The organism is uncultured Gordonia sp. (assembly GCF_937858515.1).
GTDB lineage: Bacteria > Actinomycetota > Actinomycetes > Mycobacteriales > Mycobacteriaceae > Gordonia.
The window spans coordinates 1-14,759 of sequence record NZ_CALLZT010000044.1; the positions used below are offsets into that span (position 1 = coordinate 1).

The window sequence follows — 14,759 nt, forward strand, 5'->3', positions numbered from 1 at the left end:
AGCGGGCCCAGCAGCCCCGGGATGACGGTGGTGACCAGGCGGAGGCCGATCGAGTTGCGCAGCGCGGGGGTGAAGCCCCCCGCCTCGAAGATGCCCGTGTAGTTCTCGAACGTCCATTCCTTGGGGATGAAACTACCGTCCTTGACGGTGCCCGGCGTCTTGAACGACAGGCTGACGATCCACATCAGCGGGACGACGGCGTACAGCACCACCAGGACGTTGGCGATGGTCCACCAGGCTTTTTTGGATCCGGTCTGGTTCATTCCGCTACCGCCCCTCATTGTCGGAGCCGGGCGCGGCCGTGCCGAAGCCCTTGACGAAGACGAATGCGATGATCGCGACGCAGAGGAAGATCAGAATGCTGATCGCCGATCCCACACCGAGATTGAATGCCTTGAACAGGTTGTCGTAGCCCAGCATCGACACCGAATAGGTGTTGTTGGAGCCCTTGGTGAGCACGTAGATGTTGTCGAACACGCGGAACGCGTCGAGCGTGCGGAACAGCAGTGCGGTGAGGATCGCCGGTTTCATCAGCGGAATGATGATGCGCGTGAGTCTCGTCCAGGCACCGGCACCGTCGACCTGGGCCGCTTTGAGCAGATCGTCGGGAACCAGCGCCAGACCGGCCAGCAGCAGCAATGCCATGAACGGAGTGGTCTTCCACACCTCGGCGAGGATGATGATGAACAGCGACGGCCACTGCGAGGTGAGTGGCGCGCTGCCGTCGGGCAACAGGTTGGCCAGATAGCCGGTGCCCGGCGTCCACGCGTAGTACCAGGAGAAGGCCGCCGCCACGGTGACGATGCCGTATGGGATCAGCACCACGGTGCGGATCACGCCCTTGCCGAAGATCGTCCGGTGCATCACCAGCGCCACCGCCATGCCCAGCACCAGTTCGATCGCCACGGAGACCACGGTGATGAACATCGTCACGCCGAACGCCGTCCACCAGTAGCCGTCCGAGAGCACGGTGACGTAATTGCTCAACCCGACGAAGCTGCGTTCGCCCGGCGCCGACAGGCTCTCCTTGTTCAGCGACAACCAGAACGCGTAGATGATCGGATAACCGGTGACCAGCGCCATCAGCGCGGCGGCCGGGGCGACCAGCCAGAACGCGAGCCTGCGTTCGGCGGACTTGCCGTCGCTGATCCTGCCCCCGCCCGTGGTGCCGCCTCTCGTGGCCGGGGACTCCGGCCGCGTCACGGTTGCCACCGCTGCGGCCGCACGCACCGGTGAACCGGCCGCCGGGCCGGCCGGTCCCGCCGCGGCCGGCCGGTCGGAAGTCCGGTGCACGGCGCCCGGCATCTGTTCCGGCGGCACCCACTTACCGGCCGAACCCGGCGCGGGACTCTTGGCCACCTCCGGGTGCGACCAGCCACGCCGCGGCTCACCACCACCGAGAGCGTGCCGGCCCCCGCCGTTGCCGTCGTTCGTCATGGGATCAGCCCCTTCCCGTCGATGGCCTTCTGCACCTGATCCGCCAGCTCATCGACCATCGACTCCGGGTCCCAGGCACCCACCGGCGACAGCGTCGCAGTGACCAGAGTGGAAATCGATTGGTAGACAGGCGATGGCGGGCGCGTCGCGGCTCGGTCGGCGGCCAGTTGCTGACCGATGATGTCACCCATCGGGTAGGCCGCCCGGAAATCCGGGTCGCCGTAGAGCGCCTTGAGGACCGGCGGATTGCCGCCGTCGATCGCGTAGATCTTCTGCGCCGCCGGCGTGGTGAGACATTCTGCGGCCTCGAAGGCCAGCGCCTTCTGCTTGGACGTACTCGCGACACCGATGTTCAGGCCGCCGATGGTGCTCCTGGCCGGCACCCCCGGGATGACGCCCGGATAGGGCGCGAAGTCGAACCTGGTGCGCACGAAGTTGTTCACCTCGCCGAGCTGATTGTTCTGCGGATTGCTGTTGAGCAGATCGGCGTACCGGGTCATCTCCTTGAAGAACGGCACGTCACCGGCCGCCGCATTGGACCGCATCGAGGCGAAGACGAACGGCCAGTTGATCTGGAAGGCGGCTTTGCCGCTTTCCATTCCGAGCCTGCCGGCCGTCTCGTCGGCGTTGGTGATCGACGGATCGTGACCGGGCGCGGTGGCCACCGCCTTGAGGATCTGCAAGGCCTTGAGGGTGGCGGCGCGGTGCTCGGCCGTGTCATTGAGCGTCTGTGTGGACGCGTCGTCGGGATCGACGACAGAACCACCGGCACTGGTGAGCACCGAGTTGAACCAGACCATCAGGCCCTCGTACTGGGCCCCCTGCTCCATGATCCAGCTCGGTCCCCCGGCCTTGCGGATCTTCTCCGCGGCATCAAGCATCTCGTCCCAGGTGGCGGGAGGCCTCGTGGTGCCGAGATACTGTTTCATCAGATCGGGCCGGAACCAGAGCAGCTGGGTATTGCTCCACGTCGGGATCGCATACAGCCGCTTCTCGGAATCGTCGGTGGTCTGCCAGAGCGCGCTGGCGAGCGGGCCGCCGAGCGTGGTCTCCTTGATCTTGGCCGCGAGCGGGTCGGGCACCGGTTCGATCCAGCCCGCATCAGCGAACTCAGCGGTCCAGACGACGTCCAGACCCATCAGGTCGACCCCGCTGTCGTTGCCGGCCAGCCGGCGCGCGAGCTGCAGTCGCTGGTCGTCGGCGGCCTTGGGCAGGACATGCACCTTGATCGTGTATTTACCGGCCGAATCCTTGGTGCACGCGGCACTGGTCGTGCGGGTGATCGCCGCACCGTCGGCGTTGGTATAGATGTTGATGGTGCCGGGGGTGTGTCCCGATCCGCACGCGGCCACAGGCAGACCCACGGCCACCGCCACGGCGATGCCGAGTGCCCTGCGTAGGACCCATTTTCGTGGCGCCCTGTCGTTTGGAACCCCGGTGCATGGAACCCCGTCGTGTGGGACCCCGGTGTGCCTGATCGTCACATGCCCTCCTCACGCCATTGTTCGGTTTCTCAACCTAACAGAGCATGATGTGAGCTACCGCACCATTGGTTCGAGCGTGCCAGCGAGCAGAGCCGAATGGCCAGGGAACATGCCCGGATTGGTGTCGATCGATGCGGGATCGTCAGATTGTCAGCCGCGCCAGCATGTCTCGTGCCTTCTCGGCGCTGCGCGGATCGCACAGCACGTCGTAGCGGCCCGCCACCAGCTGCATGGTCGAGGCGAAATCGCGTTGCCCGCGCGTGGCCGCATAAGGGATCGTCGTGGAGATAACACCGAAGACGATGCCGCCGACGAGGCCGAAAACAATAGGCACCAAAGGGTTGTCGACGACGAGCGACACCAGCAGACCGAAGAACAGGCCCAGCCACGCCCCCGACACGATGCCACCGCCGATGACCTTGCCCCACGTCAGCCGGCCGATCACCTTCTCCACCTGCATCAGGTCGACCCCGACAATGGTCACATCCTGGACCGCGAACTCCTGATCCGACAGGTAGTCGACGGCGCGCTGAGCCTCTGCGTACGTACCGTAGGAACCGATCGGCCACCCCTTCGGCGGCGTGGGCAGCGCAGCACCGGGCCTGGGCGGTTGAATCGGGTTGGACATGTCGTCTCCACTCCTGTTGTCAGCGACCTCTACCCTTAGCCCATGGCATCGTTGGGCAAGGTCTACATCGCCAGATTAGTCGGGCTCACGGTACTCGGTCCCGACGGCGAGTCGATCGGAAGAATCCGTGATGTCGTCGTCGCTCTGCGCCTGTCCGGCCAACGTCCGCGCGCCCTCGGGTTGGCCGTCGAATTGCCCACCCGGCGAAGGATTTTCGTGCCCATGCTGCGCATCACGTCCATCGAGCCACAGGCCGTGACCCTGGGCACCGGCCAGGTGAACTTGCGGCAGATGCAGTTGCGTCCCGGCGAGGCACTGGCGATGGGGCAGATCGTCGATTCCCGCGTGCGGATCCACGATCCCGACCTCAAGGGCCTGGAGGATCAGGACCTGACAGTGATCGACCTCGGTATCGAACGCACCCGCACCCGCGATTGGGTGATTTCCCGCGTCGCGGTGCGAACCAGCCGAAAAGGCTTGCGTCGCGGTGATATTCACGTCGTCGAATGGGGTCACGTGGTGGGCCTGACCCAACACGCGCTGCAACTTCCCGGACAGAGCCTGGCACAGGAGCTGTCCCAGTTCGAGGGCATGCGCCCCGCCGACGTCGCCAACGCCCTGCGCGATCTCCCGCCCCGCCGCCGCGACCGGATCGCCGCCGCACTCGACGACGGGCGCCTGGCCGACGTCCTGCAGGAGCTGCCGCCCGACGACCAGACCGCCATCCTCGACCACGTCGGCATCGACCGCGCCGTCGACGTCCTGGAGGCGATGGACCCCGACGACGCCGCCGACCTGCTCGGCGAGCTGCCCACAACCGAGGCCGAGGCCTTCCTGGCCCGCATGGATCCGGAGGAATCCGAACCGGTGCGCCGGCTGCTGACGCACTCCCCCGACACCGCGGGCGGCCTGATGACCAGCGAACCGGTGATCGTGACCGCCTCGACGACCGTGGCCGAGGCGCTGGCCCGGATCCGCAACCCCGAGATCAACCCGGCCGCTGCCAGCCTGGTGTTCGTGGTGCGCCCACCGACGGCTACACCGACGGGAAAATACCTGGGATGCGTGCACTTCCAGGCGCTGCTGCGCGAGCCGCCGGCCTCACTGGTGGGCGGCATCCTCGACGCCGACCTGATCTCACTGGGCCCGGAGGACTCGCTGGACACGGTCACCCGCTACTTCGCCACCTACAACCTGGTGTGCGGACCCGTCGTCGACGCCGAGAACCACCTGCTGGGAGCGGTCAGCGTCGACGACCTCCTCGACGAGTTGCTGCCACGCGACTGGCGTGAAACCGATCCGCACCCCGGCGCCGGTCCGCACGCCACGGTTCCGGCCGCCGAGCGGTCGCCGCGATGAGCACCGAACGTGTCGGCCGCAAGCTCGACACCCCGCAGGAACGCTGGCGGCCCACCTTCAATCTCGACTCCGACATCGTCGGCGTCTACAGCGAACGCGTTGCCAGATTCCTCGGTACCGGGCGCTACCTCGCGATCCAGACGGTCGTCGTCATCGTGTGGATCGCGCTGAACCTGGTCGCCGTGGCGATCCGGTGGGATCCATACCCGTTCATCCTGCTCAATCTCGCGTTCTCGACGCAGGCCGCATACGCGGCGCCGCTCATCCTGCTGGCTCAGAACCGTCAGGAAAACCGCGACCGAGTCGCGCTGGAAGAGGACCGGGCACGGGCCGAGCAGACCAAGTCCGATACCGAGTTCCTGGCCCGGGAGCTGGCCGCGGTGCGCCTCGCCGTCGGCGACACCGTCACCCGGGACTACCTGCGCAAGGAACTCGACGACCTCATCGACGAACTCACCGAGCGGCTACGGGAGCGGACCGAGGAGACCGACCCGCTCGACGAGCCGAAGACCGACGATCACGATCCGACCGTCGACTGAACCCGAACGGTCACGATTTCCGAACAGGCACGATTTCGTGGTCTCCGGTGCACAATTCATCCGTTCGGTGGACAGGTGGGCCGCAATTTACCAGGTCGGACGCGGGTGCACGTAACAACACCACCACCCGACGGCGATGCACAGGGGTAAGAGAACTGTCTTATCTCGTATTCAAAATGAGACATGATCTGTATGGTGGTTCACGACTATCGGTCGGGACACACCCGACCGGGCAATGACAACCCGCTCACCGCGGGCCGGGGGCTGCAACAACACCCGCGCCGCCGCGTGCGGGAACGACGACTGTGTGGTGTACGGAGCTAGGCGTGGAAGAGACCAGGCACTATCGGGGTAGTTGCCGATGAGTTCGGTGTTCAGGAAATCGGGCGGATCCTCGCGTGCGCGCGTCCCCCGGCGGACGCTGGCGGTGGGAACCGGATCGATCCTGGTCGGTGCGATGGTGCTCGGCGCCGCGTCGTCGAGTGCGCACAGTTCCGCGATCGACACCGTCGCCAACCAGGAACCGGTGGTCACCGCCCCCGCCTACGAGGTCTCACCTTCGATGGCCACGGCCATGACCGGGTTCGTCCCGCCGGCGCCGAACAACGCCACCAACGGCGCCGGTGTGGCCCCGCAGTTCCGCACCACCGTCGACCTGCCGTCGGGGCCGCTGGGCATCCCGGGTGTGGTCCTCAAGGCGTACAAGCTCGCCGCGACCCGCGTCGGATCCGAGTCCCCGCAATGCAAACTGCCGTGGTTCCTGCTCGCCGGGATCGGCCGCATCGAGTCCGACCATGCCGGCAATGGTTCCGTCGACGCCTACGGCACCACCATCAACCCCATCGCCGGCCCCGTCCTCAACGGAACGCTCGCCGGCAACGAGGTCATCACGGACACCGACGGCGGCCGGATCGACGGCGACGCCACCCACGACCGCGCCATGGGCCCGATGCAGTTCATCCCCAGCACCTGGGCGTCCTGGGGGGCCGACGCCAACGGCGACGGCAAGGCCGACCCCAACAACGTCTTCGACGCCACCTACTCGGCCGGCCGCTACCTGTGCGCGGGCGTCACCGACATCATGACCGAGCGCAACAAGGTCGCCGCCGTCCTGCGGTACAACCATTCGATGGAATACGTGGCCAACGTGCTGAGCTGGGCCACTGCCTACTCGACCGGTGTCATGCCGACCAACCCGATCCCCGAACCCAAGCGCCCGACACCGTCGAGCAGCAGGAAACCGGGACGTTCGGCCGACCGATCGGTATCGGAGAGCCGCAAACCGGGCGACCCGTCGGCCCCGTCGGACACGCCCAGCGCCTCCTCCACCACCCCCACCAAGCCGACCCAGCAGTGCGTGGCGCGTGGGGTGTGCCTGCCGCCGGGCGTGACCATTCCCGGTCTCCCGCTGCCCGACCAGCCGAAGCCCACCACACCGGCCAAGACCAGCGCGCCGGGCGCCCCGTCCGTCACGACGACGACGATCAAACCGGCGCCCAACCTCCGGATTCCGGGTCTTCTGCTGCCTACCCGCAAGCCCGCCACCAACACCCCCAGGCAGGGCGCGGCGCGTCAGCACGCGGCGGCCGGCGGCGCACCTCGCTGACCGTTCCGACCGGCCCGGGGAGCGATACCCCCGGGGGACATGCCCTAGGCTGGTGAGCGATGAGTACCGGAGTCGTTCCCACCGAGTCGTCCGTCCGTTCGGCCCTCAGCAAGGTCAAAGATCCCGAACTGGGCAAACCCATCACCGAGATCGGCATGGTCAAATCGGTCGCCGTCGCGGACGACGCCAGCGTCGACGTCGGCGTGTACCTGACCACCTCGAGTTGTCCGATGCGCACCGAGATCGTCAGCCGGGTCGAGAAGGCCGTCGCCGACGTACCCGGCGTCGGTCAGGTGCGGGTCGAGCTCGACGTGATGAACGACGAACAGCGCACCGCCCTGCGTAAGAAGCTCCGCGGCGACAAGGACGAGCCGGTCATCCCGTTCGCCCAGCCCGGATCGCTGACGCGGGTGTACGCGGTCGCCTCCGGCAAGGGCGGCGTCGGCAAATCGTCGATCACGGTGAACCTGGCCACCGCCCTCGCCGAGCGCGGCCTCTCCGTCGGCGTGCTCGACGCCGACATCTACGGCCATTCGGTGCCCCGCATGCTCGGCAGCGACGCCAAACCCACCCAGGTGGAACGGATGATCGTGCCGCCGGTCAGCCACGACGTGAAGTTCATCTCCATCGGCCAGTTCACCGACGGCAACACCCCCGTCACCTGGCGCGGCCCGATGCTGCACCGGGCGCTGCAGCAGTTCCTCGCCGACGTGTACTGGGGCGATCTCGACGTGCTACTGCTCGATCTACCGCCGGGCACCGGTGACGTCGCCATCTCCATCGCCCAGCTCATCCCGGGCGCCGAGATACTCGTCATCACCACCCCGCAGCAGGCGGCGGCGGAGGTGGCCGAACGGGCCGGCGCGATCGCCCTGCAGACACGTCAGAAGATCCTCGGGGTGGTCGAAAACATGTCGTGGATGGAGTTGCCCGACGGCAGCCGCATGGAGCCGTTCGGCTCCGGCGGCGGTCAGAAGGTCGCCGACCGGCTGACTCGCGCCGTCGGCGCACCCGTCAAACTACTCGGTCAGATCCCGCTCGAACCGCTGCTGCGCGAAGGCGGTGACGCGGGTACGCCAGTGGTACTCGCGCACCCGGAATCGGCTTCGGGTTCGGCGCTGCGGGCTGTCGCCGATCAACTGGCCGTGCGGCGCCGCGGACTGGCCGGGATGAGCCTGGGCATCGACACCACCAGGCGTGCCGAACCCGGCAATCTGCTGTAACCGCCCAAGGTGGCCCTAGGTGGCGTCCCAGCGGCTCGCGTCGTGCGGGCCGCCGCCGGGAGCCTTCGGCGTCTTACCCAGATCGGGTTTGGAGCCCAGGTCGGGTGCGGACGACGGCCGCTTGGTCATCGACGGATTCGCAGACCCGGGCGCTTCCCCCAGGTCGAACCCCTTCTTGACGTCGTCGAATCCATTCCGGACGTCATCGAAAATGGAGCTGTCACCGTTGAGCAGGTGCTTGGTGACGATCGACTGCGGTGTCATCCCCCGCAATTCATTGAGCTGTGCGAGTGGTTTGCGCAGATCCTCGAAGTCGGGGCCGAGCTCGTCCTTGAGCTGGCTCGTCGCACCCGTCGCGTAGTCGCGGACCTGACGCACCGCGCGCAGCGTCCACGACACCGCACCGGGCAGCCGCTCCGGGCCGAGCACGATGAGCGCCGCGGCGAGAATGATCAGGAGTTCGCCCCACCCGATGTTGCTGAACATGTTCGTGCACCCCCTGACGTGCTGTGGAGACCGGATATGAAGTCCGACACCTTCGGATGCCTCTAGTCGCTGCCCGGCGTGATGGTGGACTTGAAGGTCCGGCCGTCCCGCCAATAAGTGAACGGAACCTTCTCGCCGATCTTGGACGTGCGCACCGCAACCGTCAGTTCGTCGGCACTCTCGATGGTCCGGTTGTTGAACGAGATGATGACGTCATTCTCCCGCACGCCGGCCCGATCCGCAGCACCGCCGGCGACGACATTGCGCACCTGCGCTCCCAGCACCCGCTCGTTGCGCACCGAGCTGGCGTTGATGCCGATCTGCGGATGATTGACCTTGCCGTCGGCGATGAGGGCCTTGGCGATGGGCAGCGCCTGATTGATGGGGATCGCGAAACCGAGCCCGATCGAGCCACCGCCCGGCACCAGACCGGCCGTGTTCACGCCCACCACCTCGGCCTTGCCGTTCACCAGCGGGCCGCCCGAGTTGCCGGGATTGATCGCCGCATCGGTCTGTATCGCGTCGATCACCGCGTCGGTGTCCGATTCGGCGTCGGGTTTGAGCGGTACCGGACGGTTCATCGCACTGACGATGCCGCTGGTCACCGTGCGGTCCAGGCCCAGCGGCGAACCGAACGCCACAACATCCTCGCCGATCTGCAGCTTGTCGCTGTTACCCAGCTTGGACACCGTCAAATTCTCGATCTTGTCGACCTTCACCACCGCGAGATCGGTCCGCACATCACGGCCGACGATCCGGCCCGGAACCCGTGTGCGATCGGAGAACACCACCTCGAGCTTGGCCGAGCGATCATTGGCGGCCATCGACACGACATGGTTGTTGGTGAGGATGTACCCCTTGGCGTCGATGACGAAACCGGAGCCGTTGGCGTACGCGCTGGCCGTGCGGATGTCGATGGACACCGCCGACTTCTCCACCGCCCGCGCGACGGCTGCCACCTGGCTGCGCGGCTGATCACCGCCCCCGCCCGACTGATGGAGTTTGACGCTGTTGGAATGCAGCGGTGCCGCGACCTCGGCCGTCCACCGGCCGAGCAGACCACCGACCAGCCCGATCAGCAACGCGATCATCGCCAGCGTGCCCAGCGCCCACCAGCTGATCCGGTTACCGAACAGGACCTCACGCACGCCGAGCTTCGGGCCCGCGAGGGTCGGCTCGGGCGCTACTGGAACGCTCAGGGCCGGACGATCGAGTGTGGGGGTGCTGTCGGGATCGCGCCACGGATCCGCCCGCGCCGGAGGTTCGTCGGGCACACCGTAGGAAGCCAGCGGATCGCGCTGCAGGCTGTCGGGCTCACCTGCGGGACGACTGAACGCCTCGGCGAGGACGGGATCGGGCGGGCGTATCGCGGGTGCGGGCCGCGAATCGGACTGGCCGCTGTCGGCGAAGGAACCCCGGACACCCGCCGGCCTGCCGAATACCTCGGCGGTCTCCCGCGACACCGATACATGCCGGCCCACGAAGAGGTCGGCTTTGTCGTCGATCTGTTCCACCTGTCAGCGACCCCACCGGCGCGGGGCGCGGCCGTTGGTGTTGTCCGTCACAGCACTCCGGACACTTTGCGCATCGTGGGCGCCCTGCGCGTCGTGCACCGGAAATCCGGAGGCATCGAGGTGGTTTCCGTCGACGACACGCCGCATGTCGAACTCACGCGTCGGGATCTGAGCCAGTTGCCCCAGCAACGAGGCCGGGATCTCGACGGAACCGGACGTACGCAGGCGTTTGCTGGCCGCGATCTGGGCGTCGACGGCCGCAGTGCATTCGGCGCACACGGCCAAGTGCCGACCGGCGCGCAGGTGGGGTGTCATCGCGAGCTCGCCGTCGGCGAACGCCGCAACCGCCTCCGGATTGAGATGTTCGGTTGGAGCGAAGTCCCGGCCACCGGGGGTTCCCGGCGCACGATAGCCCGGATTGGGGGTCAACCAGGGCGCACCGGGTGACCAGGTCGCGGGGTTCCAGGAGGAACGGCGCCGCCGGCGCATACCGGTCGCATCGAGCTGCGACTGTGGGCCCGTGAGCCCCCCGGGAATCTGAGGACTCTCGGGGCCCTGACGACTCCTGCCGGTGTCCATGGTTTGCCCTTCCGTCTCGACTATTCGGCCGTGGCGATGACGCCGCGCAGAACCTTCCCATCGGGTCGGATGCGCGCACTGCCGCCAGCCTATCCGAAGCACTCAACGATGCTCGCGAGCCGGAGGTTCCCGGCCGGGGCTACGGCGTGGGCCTGGATCGACGCTAGCGGGCCGACCCCATCGCAACCGAGCGGCCGTCGAGGTGACCGTTGCCGGCCAGATGGTCGCGGATCGCCTGCCGGCCGCGGTGGATGCGGCTGCGCACCGTGCCCAGCTTGACCCCGAGAGTGGTGGCGATCTCCTCGTACGAGAGCCCCTCGATATCGCACAGCACGACGGCGGCGCGGAACTCGGGCGCCAGCGAATCCAGCGCGCTCTGCAGGTCGGCGTCGAGATTGGCGTCGGCGTAGAGCTGCTGGGGATCGGGGGTGTCGGCAGGCACCCGGTCGTAGTCCTCGGGCAGCGCCTCCATCCGGATCTTGCCGCGGCGGCGCACCATGTCGAGGAACAGGTTGGTGGTGATGCGGTGCAGCCAGCCCTCGAAGGTGCCCGGCTTGTAGTTCGACAGCGAGCGGAAGACGCGGATGAAGGTCTCCTGGGTCAGGTCCTCGGCATCGTGCTGATTTCCCGACAGACGATAGGCGAGCCGGTAGACACGATCGGCGTGCTCACGTACCAGTTCGTCCCACGACGGCATCAGACCCGCGCTGCCCGTGGCGTCGAAGCCCGCGGTGCCGGACGGAATCCGGTCGGCGGTCTCGTCGTAGGACGCTGATACTGGCGATGCAGACATTGCTGGTGCACGTTCCCTTCGTTCACGCTGGTGGTGCGGCCGGGGGTATCGGATCAACCGGTCCGGTGCCCGGTCTATTCCCGCCCCGGCCCGTTTCCCCGGATTCCCGAATCCCCCGAGTCGCCGTTCGCGCTCATCCGCGATGGGTCAACCCTCTCCTATCGGCGTGTGGTCGCCGTATGAGATGGCTGTGTGTTCCCTGAGGAAGCCGGGAACAGTTCACGGAGCGGCCGCCACCTGGGACTTTCAGCCGAAATCAGCGTGCCCTGCGACAGCGGTGACCGCCACCCGATTACGCTGGCATCGTGAGTGAATCACCTTCGCCCGTTTTGTCCGCGCAGGCGGCCGCCTCCGTGCTCTCCTACGCGGAGTCCGCGATCATCGAGGACGACGCCGTGGCGGCGGCCCGCGGCCGTGCAGAAGAACTCGGCGCGACCGCAGTGAGCCCGGCCACCGGTGCGCTGCTGGCATTCCTCGCACGATCGGTCAACGCGACGAACGTGGTCGAGATCGGCACCGGTGCGGGCGTCAGTGGGCTGTGGCTGCTCGCCGGGATGCGCGCCGACGGTGTGCTGACCACCATCGACCCCGAACCGCTCCACCATCGTGCCGCGCGTGCGTCGTTCGCGGGTGCGGCGGTGTCCTCCGGACGCACCCGGCTGATCAACGGCGCTCCCCGCGACGTGCTGCCCCGCCTGTCCGACCGCTCGTACGACCTGGTGTTCGTCGACGGCCCGCAACTGGAACTGCCCGACTTCGTCGTCGAGGCCATCCGCCTGCTGCGGCCGGGAGGCGTGCTCGTCGTCCACGACGCGACGGCCGAAGGTGCCATCGGCGATCCCGAACGCAACGATCCGATGACCGACGCCGCCCGCAGCGCCGCGATCATCGTCGCCGAGGACGACCGGCTGCTGCCGGTGGTCATCCCCCTCGGTAAAGGAGTGCTGGCCGCAGCCAAGGCACCCGACCGCGCCAGATAAGTGCCGGGTCGGACAAGTACCGGGTCAGACAAGTACCGGGTCAGACAACGCCCCGGTCAGATAAACGCCCCGGTCAGATATCGGACGAGAACCGGACGCCGTTGTCGGGGATGGTCACGCCCGGCCACACCCGAGCGCCACGCAGCAACTCGCACCGGGCACCGACGTCGGCACCGTCGCCGATCACCGTGTCGCGGATCAGCGCCCGCGGGCCCAGACGGGCACCGAAGCCGATGATGCTGCGTTCGACGACCGCGCCGGCCTCGATCACCGCGCCGTCGAACACCACCGCACCGTCGAGCCTGGCGCCGGGTCCGACCTCCGCTCCGCGGCCCACGACGGTGCCGCCGATGAGCACGGCGCCCGGCCCCACTCCCGCACCATCGTGGACGAGGGATTCGCCGCGCCGGTCACCGAGCGCGGGCGACGGTGCGATACCGCGCACCAGGTCGGCCGAGCCGCGCACGAAGTCCTCGGGCGTCCCCATGTCACGCCAGTACGAATAGTCGACGTGACCCTGGATGTGTCTGCCCGCGCTGAGCAGTCCGGGAAAGACCTCCCGCTCCACAGACACCGGCCGCCCTGCCGGAATCGCCTCGATGACCGATCGCCGGAAGACGTACGCACCCGCGTTGATCTGATCGGTCGGCGGGTCCTGTGTCTTCTCCAGAAAGTCGGTGACCCGGCCCGTGTCGTCGGTGGGCACACAGCCGAACGCACGCGGATCGGACACCCGGACCAGGTGCATCGTGACGTCGGCGCCGCTGGTCCGATGGGTGTCGAGGACCTGCCGCACATCGGTGCCGCCGAGGACGTCGCCGTTGAACACCAGGATGGTGTCGGCGGTGAGTTCACCGAGCACGTTGCGGATGGCTCCGCCGGTGCCCAGCGGCGCCTCCTCGGTCACATACCGCAGCCGTAGGCCGAGTTCGGATCCGTCGCCGTAGTACTCGGAGAAGACGTGCGCCTGGAACGAGGTGCCGAGCACCACGTCGTCGATACCGGCGGCCTTGATCCGGGACAGCAGGTGTGTCAGGAACGGCAGGCCCGCGGTCGGAAGCATCGGCTTGGGCGCCGACAGCGTGAGCGGCCGCAGACGCGTTCCTTTACCGCCGACGAGGATCACGGCCTGCACATCGGGCCGTGCATCGTCAGGTGCCTCGTGCTTTCCGGCGGCCTCGGCGGCGTTCTGGGTCGCGGAGTCGGTCATCGTTCATCCCCTGTCAGATAGCTCTCCTGGTCGAGAGCTCTACGGGCCGCTCGAACGGCCACTTTGGAACGCAACGCCAACCCGGCACGCAGCGCCAGCCGCAGCGGCGCCCGCAGGACGCCCGGGTTGCGGTCCGCCTGGAAACGGTAGGCGCTGCGGTGATGCGCCGGCAGCATCAGCTCCGGATTCTTGCCCGCGCTGTGCCCCTTGGTGTGGACGATGACCGCGGACGGGACGTACACGTTGAGCCAGCCCGCCTTGCCGAGCCGATCACCGAGGTCGACGTCCTCCATATACATGAAGTAGCGCGAGTCGAATCCGTCGACCGAATCGAAGGCCGCCCGGCGCAGCAGCAGACACGAACCCGACAACCAGCCCACGGGCCGTTCGCTCGGCGCGACATCGTCGGCGCGGTAGGCGGCGGTCCACGGATTGGACTTCCAGATGTCGGCGAACAGTGCGTGACCGGTGCCCGAGAACAGATCGGGAACGCGACGTGCCGACGGATACACCGATCCGTCGGGTTCGAGGATCAACGGACCGAGCGACCCGGCCCGCGGCCAGCGCCGCGCCGCGGCCACCAACTCGTCGATCGATCCCGGCGACCATTCGACGTCGGGGTTGGCCACCACCACGTACTCGATATCGGGTCCGAGTTCGGCCACACCCCGGTTGACGGCACCGCCGTAGCCGATGTTGCCACCGGTACGCACCAGTCGCACCGACGGGAAGTCTCGTTCCGCCCTGTCAGGGGCACCGTCGACGGAGCCATTATCGGTGATGATGACCTGCGGATCTGCAGTGGTGGCCTCGGCGAGGCTGCGCAGGAACGTCGTCAGATAGTCACCCGAGTTGTAGGTCACCGTCACGACGGCCAGCTGTGAAGTCACCGGGACAGGGTAACCAATCCCCGGGCGACCG

14 protein-coding genes and 1 pseudogene are annotated in these 14,759 nt (G+C 67.5%); 5 read left to right on the forward strand and 10 right to left on the reverse strand.

What is annotated here, in order from left to right; all coding sequences use genetic code 11:
- The 4 genes and pseudogenes from Q0627_RS03235 to Q0627_RS03250 form a co-directional block, all read right to left on the reverse strand.
- A pseudogene (locus Q0627_RS03235) lies at positions 1-263 on the reverse strand (carbohydrate ABC transporter permease); the annotation flags it as partial.
- 4 nt (positions 264-267) lie between these two features.
- Positions 268-1,437 carry a sugar ABC transporter permease gene (locus tag Q0627_RS03240; protein ID WP_291017896.1) on the reverse strand — a complete coding sequence of 390 codons (1,170 nt, stop codon included), beginning with the start codon at positions 1,435-1,437 and terminating at the stop codon, positions 268-270.
- A complete protein-coding gene (locus Q0627_RS03245; protein ID WP_291017911.1) occupies positions 1,434-2,819 on the reverse strand; it encodes an extracellular solute-binding protein in 1,386 nt (461 codons plus the stop codon). Before Q0627_RS03245 ends, Q0627_RS03240 begins: the two co-directional genes overlap by 4 nt.
- Before the next feature lie 244 nt (positions 2,820-3,063).
- Positions 3,064-3,549 carry a general stress protein gene (locus Q0627_RS03250; protein WP_291017893.1) on the reverse strand — a complete coding sequence of 162 codons (486 nt, stop codon included), beginning with the start codon at positions 3,547-3,549 and terminating at the stop codon, positions 3,064-3,066.
- 42 nt (positions 3,550-3,591) lie between these two features.
- On the opposite strand from Q0627_RS03250, the gene Q0627_RS03255 reads away from it, so the two are divergent.
- The 4 genes from Q0627_RS03255 to Q0627_RS03270 all read left to right on the forward strand — a co-directional run bounded on the left by Q0627_RS03255 (position 3,592) and on the right by Q0627_RS03270 (position 8,276).
- Entirely contained in the window at positions 3,592-4,908 is a 1,317-nt protein-coding gene (locus Q0627_RS03255; protein ID WP_298807672.1) for a magnesium transporter MgtE N-terminal domain-containing protein, read from the forward strand.
- Positions 4,905-5,447 carry a DUF1003 domain-containing protein gene (locus Q0627_RS03260; RefSeq protein ID WP_291017887.1) on the forward strand — a complete coding sequence of 181 codons (543 nt, stop codon included), beginning with the start codon at positions 4,905-4,907 and terminating at the stop codon, positions 5,445-5,447. The genes Q0627_RS03255 and Q0627_RS03260 overlap by 4 nt, the downstream gene beginning before the upstream one ends.
- A 361-nt stretch (positions 5,448-5,808) precedes the next feature.
- Complete coding sequence (locus tag Q0627_RS03265; RefSeq protein WP_291017884.1) at positions 5,809-7,053, forward strand: lytic transglycosylase domain-containing protein; 1,245 nt, start codon at positions 5,809-5,811, stop codon at positions 7,051-7,053.
- Between the two features lie 59 nt (positions 7,054-7,112).
- Complete coding sequence (locus Q0627_RS03270; protein WP_291017882.1) at positions 7,113-8,276, forward strand: Mrp/NBP35 family ATP-binding protein; 1,164 nt, start codon at positions 7,113-7,115, stop codon at positions 8,274-8,276.
- 15 nt (positions 8,277-8,291) lie between these two features.
- Here the strand turns inward: Q0627_RS03270 and tatB are convergent, their stop codons facing one another.
- The 4 genes from tatB to sigE form a co-directional block, all read right to left on the reverse strand.
- Positions 8,292-8,762, reverse strand: coding sequence for a Sec-independent protein translocase protein TatB (gene tatB / locus Q0627_RS03275; RefSeq protein WP_291017880.1), 471 nt, complete (start codon positions 8,760-8,762; stop codon positions 8,292-8,294).
- A 62-nt stretch (positions 8,763-8,824) separates the two neighbouring features.
- Positions 8,825-10,276: a S1C family serine protease gene (locus tag Q0627_RS03280; protein ID WP_298807676.1), complete on the reverse strand. Its 1,452-nt coding sequence runs from the start codon at positions 10,274-10,276 to the stop codon at positions 8,825-8,827.
- A 3-nt stretch (positions 10,277-10,279) separates the two neighbouring features.
- Positions 10,280-10,765, reverse strand: coding sequence for a hypothetical protein (locus Q0627_RS03285; RefSeq protein WP_291017908.1), 486 nt, complete (start codon positions 10,763-10,765; stop codon positions 10,280-10,282).
- Between the two features lie 253 nt (positions 10,766-11,018).
- The gene (gene sigE, locus Q0627_RS03290) at positions 11,019-11,648 is read right to left on the reverse strand and encodes an RNA polymerase sigma factor SigE (protein ID WP_291017876.1); all 630 of its coding nucleotides are present in this window, start codon (positions 11,646-11,648) and stop codon (positions 11,019-11,021) included.
- 305 nt (positions 11,649-11,953) lie between these two features.
- Between sigE and Q0627_RS03295 the strand changes: the two genes are divergently transcribed.
- On the forward strand, positions 11,954-12,628 hold the full coding sequence (locus tag Q0627_RS03295) for an O-methyltransferase (RefSeq protein WP_291017874.1): 675 nt from the start codon (positions 11,954-11,956) through the stop codon (positions 12,626-12,628).
- A gap of 73 nt (positions 12,629-12,701) precedes the next feature.
- Here Q0627_RS03295 and Q0627_RS03300 read toward each other — a convergent pair whose 3' ends face one another.
- A complete protein-coding gene (locus Q0627_RS03300) occupies positions 12,702-13,838 on the reverse strand; it encodes an NDP-sugar synthase (protein ID WP_291017871.1) in 1,137 nt (378 codons plus the stop codon).
- Positions 13,835-14,728: a glycosyltransferase family 2 protein gene (locus Q0627_RS03305; protein WP_298807677.1), complete on the reverse strand. Its 894-nt coding sequence runs from the start codon at positions 14,726-14,728 to the stop codon at positions 13,835-13,837. Before Q0627_RS03305 ends, Q0627_RS03300 begins: the two co-directional genes overlap by 4 nt.
- Positions 14,729-14,759: the final 31 nt, after the last annotated feature.

Excerpts from the sequence above, each read along its gene's own strand:
- Q0627_RS03240 (WP_291017896.1), bottom strand. The coding sequence starts at position 1,437 with ATGACGAACGACGGCAACGGCGGGGGCCGGCACGCTCTCGGTGGTGGT.
- Q0627_RS03250 (WP_291017893.1), bottom strand. The coding sequence starts at position 3,549 with ATGTCCAACCCGATTCAACCGCCCAGGCCCGGTGCTGCGCTGCCCACG.
- Q0627_RS03255 (WP_298807672.1), top strand. The coding sequence starts at position 3,592 with ATGGCATCGTTGGGCAAGGTCTACATCGCCAGATTAGTCGGGCTCACG.
- Q0627_RS03260 (WP_291017887.1), top strand. The coding sequence starts at position 4,905 with ATGAGCACCGAACGTGTCGGCCGCAAGCTCGACACCCCGCAGGAACGC.
- Q0627_RS03265 (WP_291017884.1), top strand. The coding sequence starts at position 5,809 with ATGAGTTCGGTGTTCAGGAAATCGGGCGGATCCTCGCGTGCGCGCGTC.
- Q0627_RS03270 (WP_291017882.1), top strand. The coding sequence starts at position 7,113 with ATGAGTACCGGAGTCGTTCCCACCGAGTCGTCCGTCCGTTCGGCCCTC.
- tatB (WP_291017880.1), bottom strand. The coding sequence starts at position 8,762 with ATGTTCAGCAACATCGGGTGGGGCGAACTCCTGATCATTCTCGCCGCG.
- Q0627_RS03285 (WP_291017908.1), bottom strand. The coding sequence starts at position 10,765 with ATGCGCCGGCGGCGCCGTTCCTCCTGGAACCCCGCGACCTGGTCACCC.
- sigE (WP_291017876.1), bottom strand. The coding sequence starts at position 11,648 with ATGTCTGCATCGCCAGTATCAGCGTCCTACGACGAGACCGCCGACCGG.
- Q0627_RS03300 (WP_291017871.1), bottom strand. The coding sequence starts at position 13,838 with ATGACCGACTCCGCGACCCAGAACGCCGCCGAGGCCGCCGGAAAGCAC.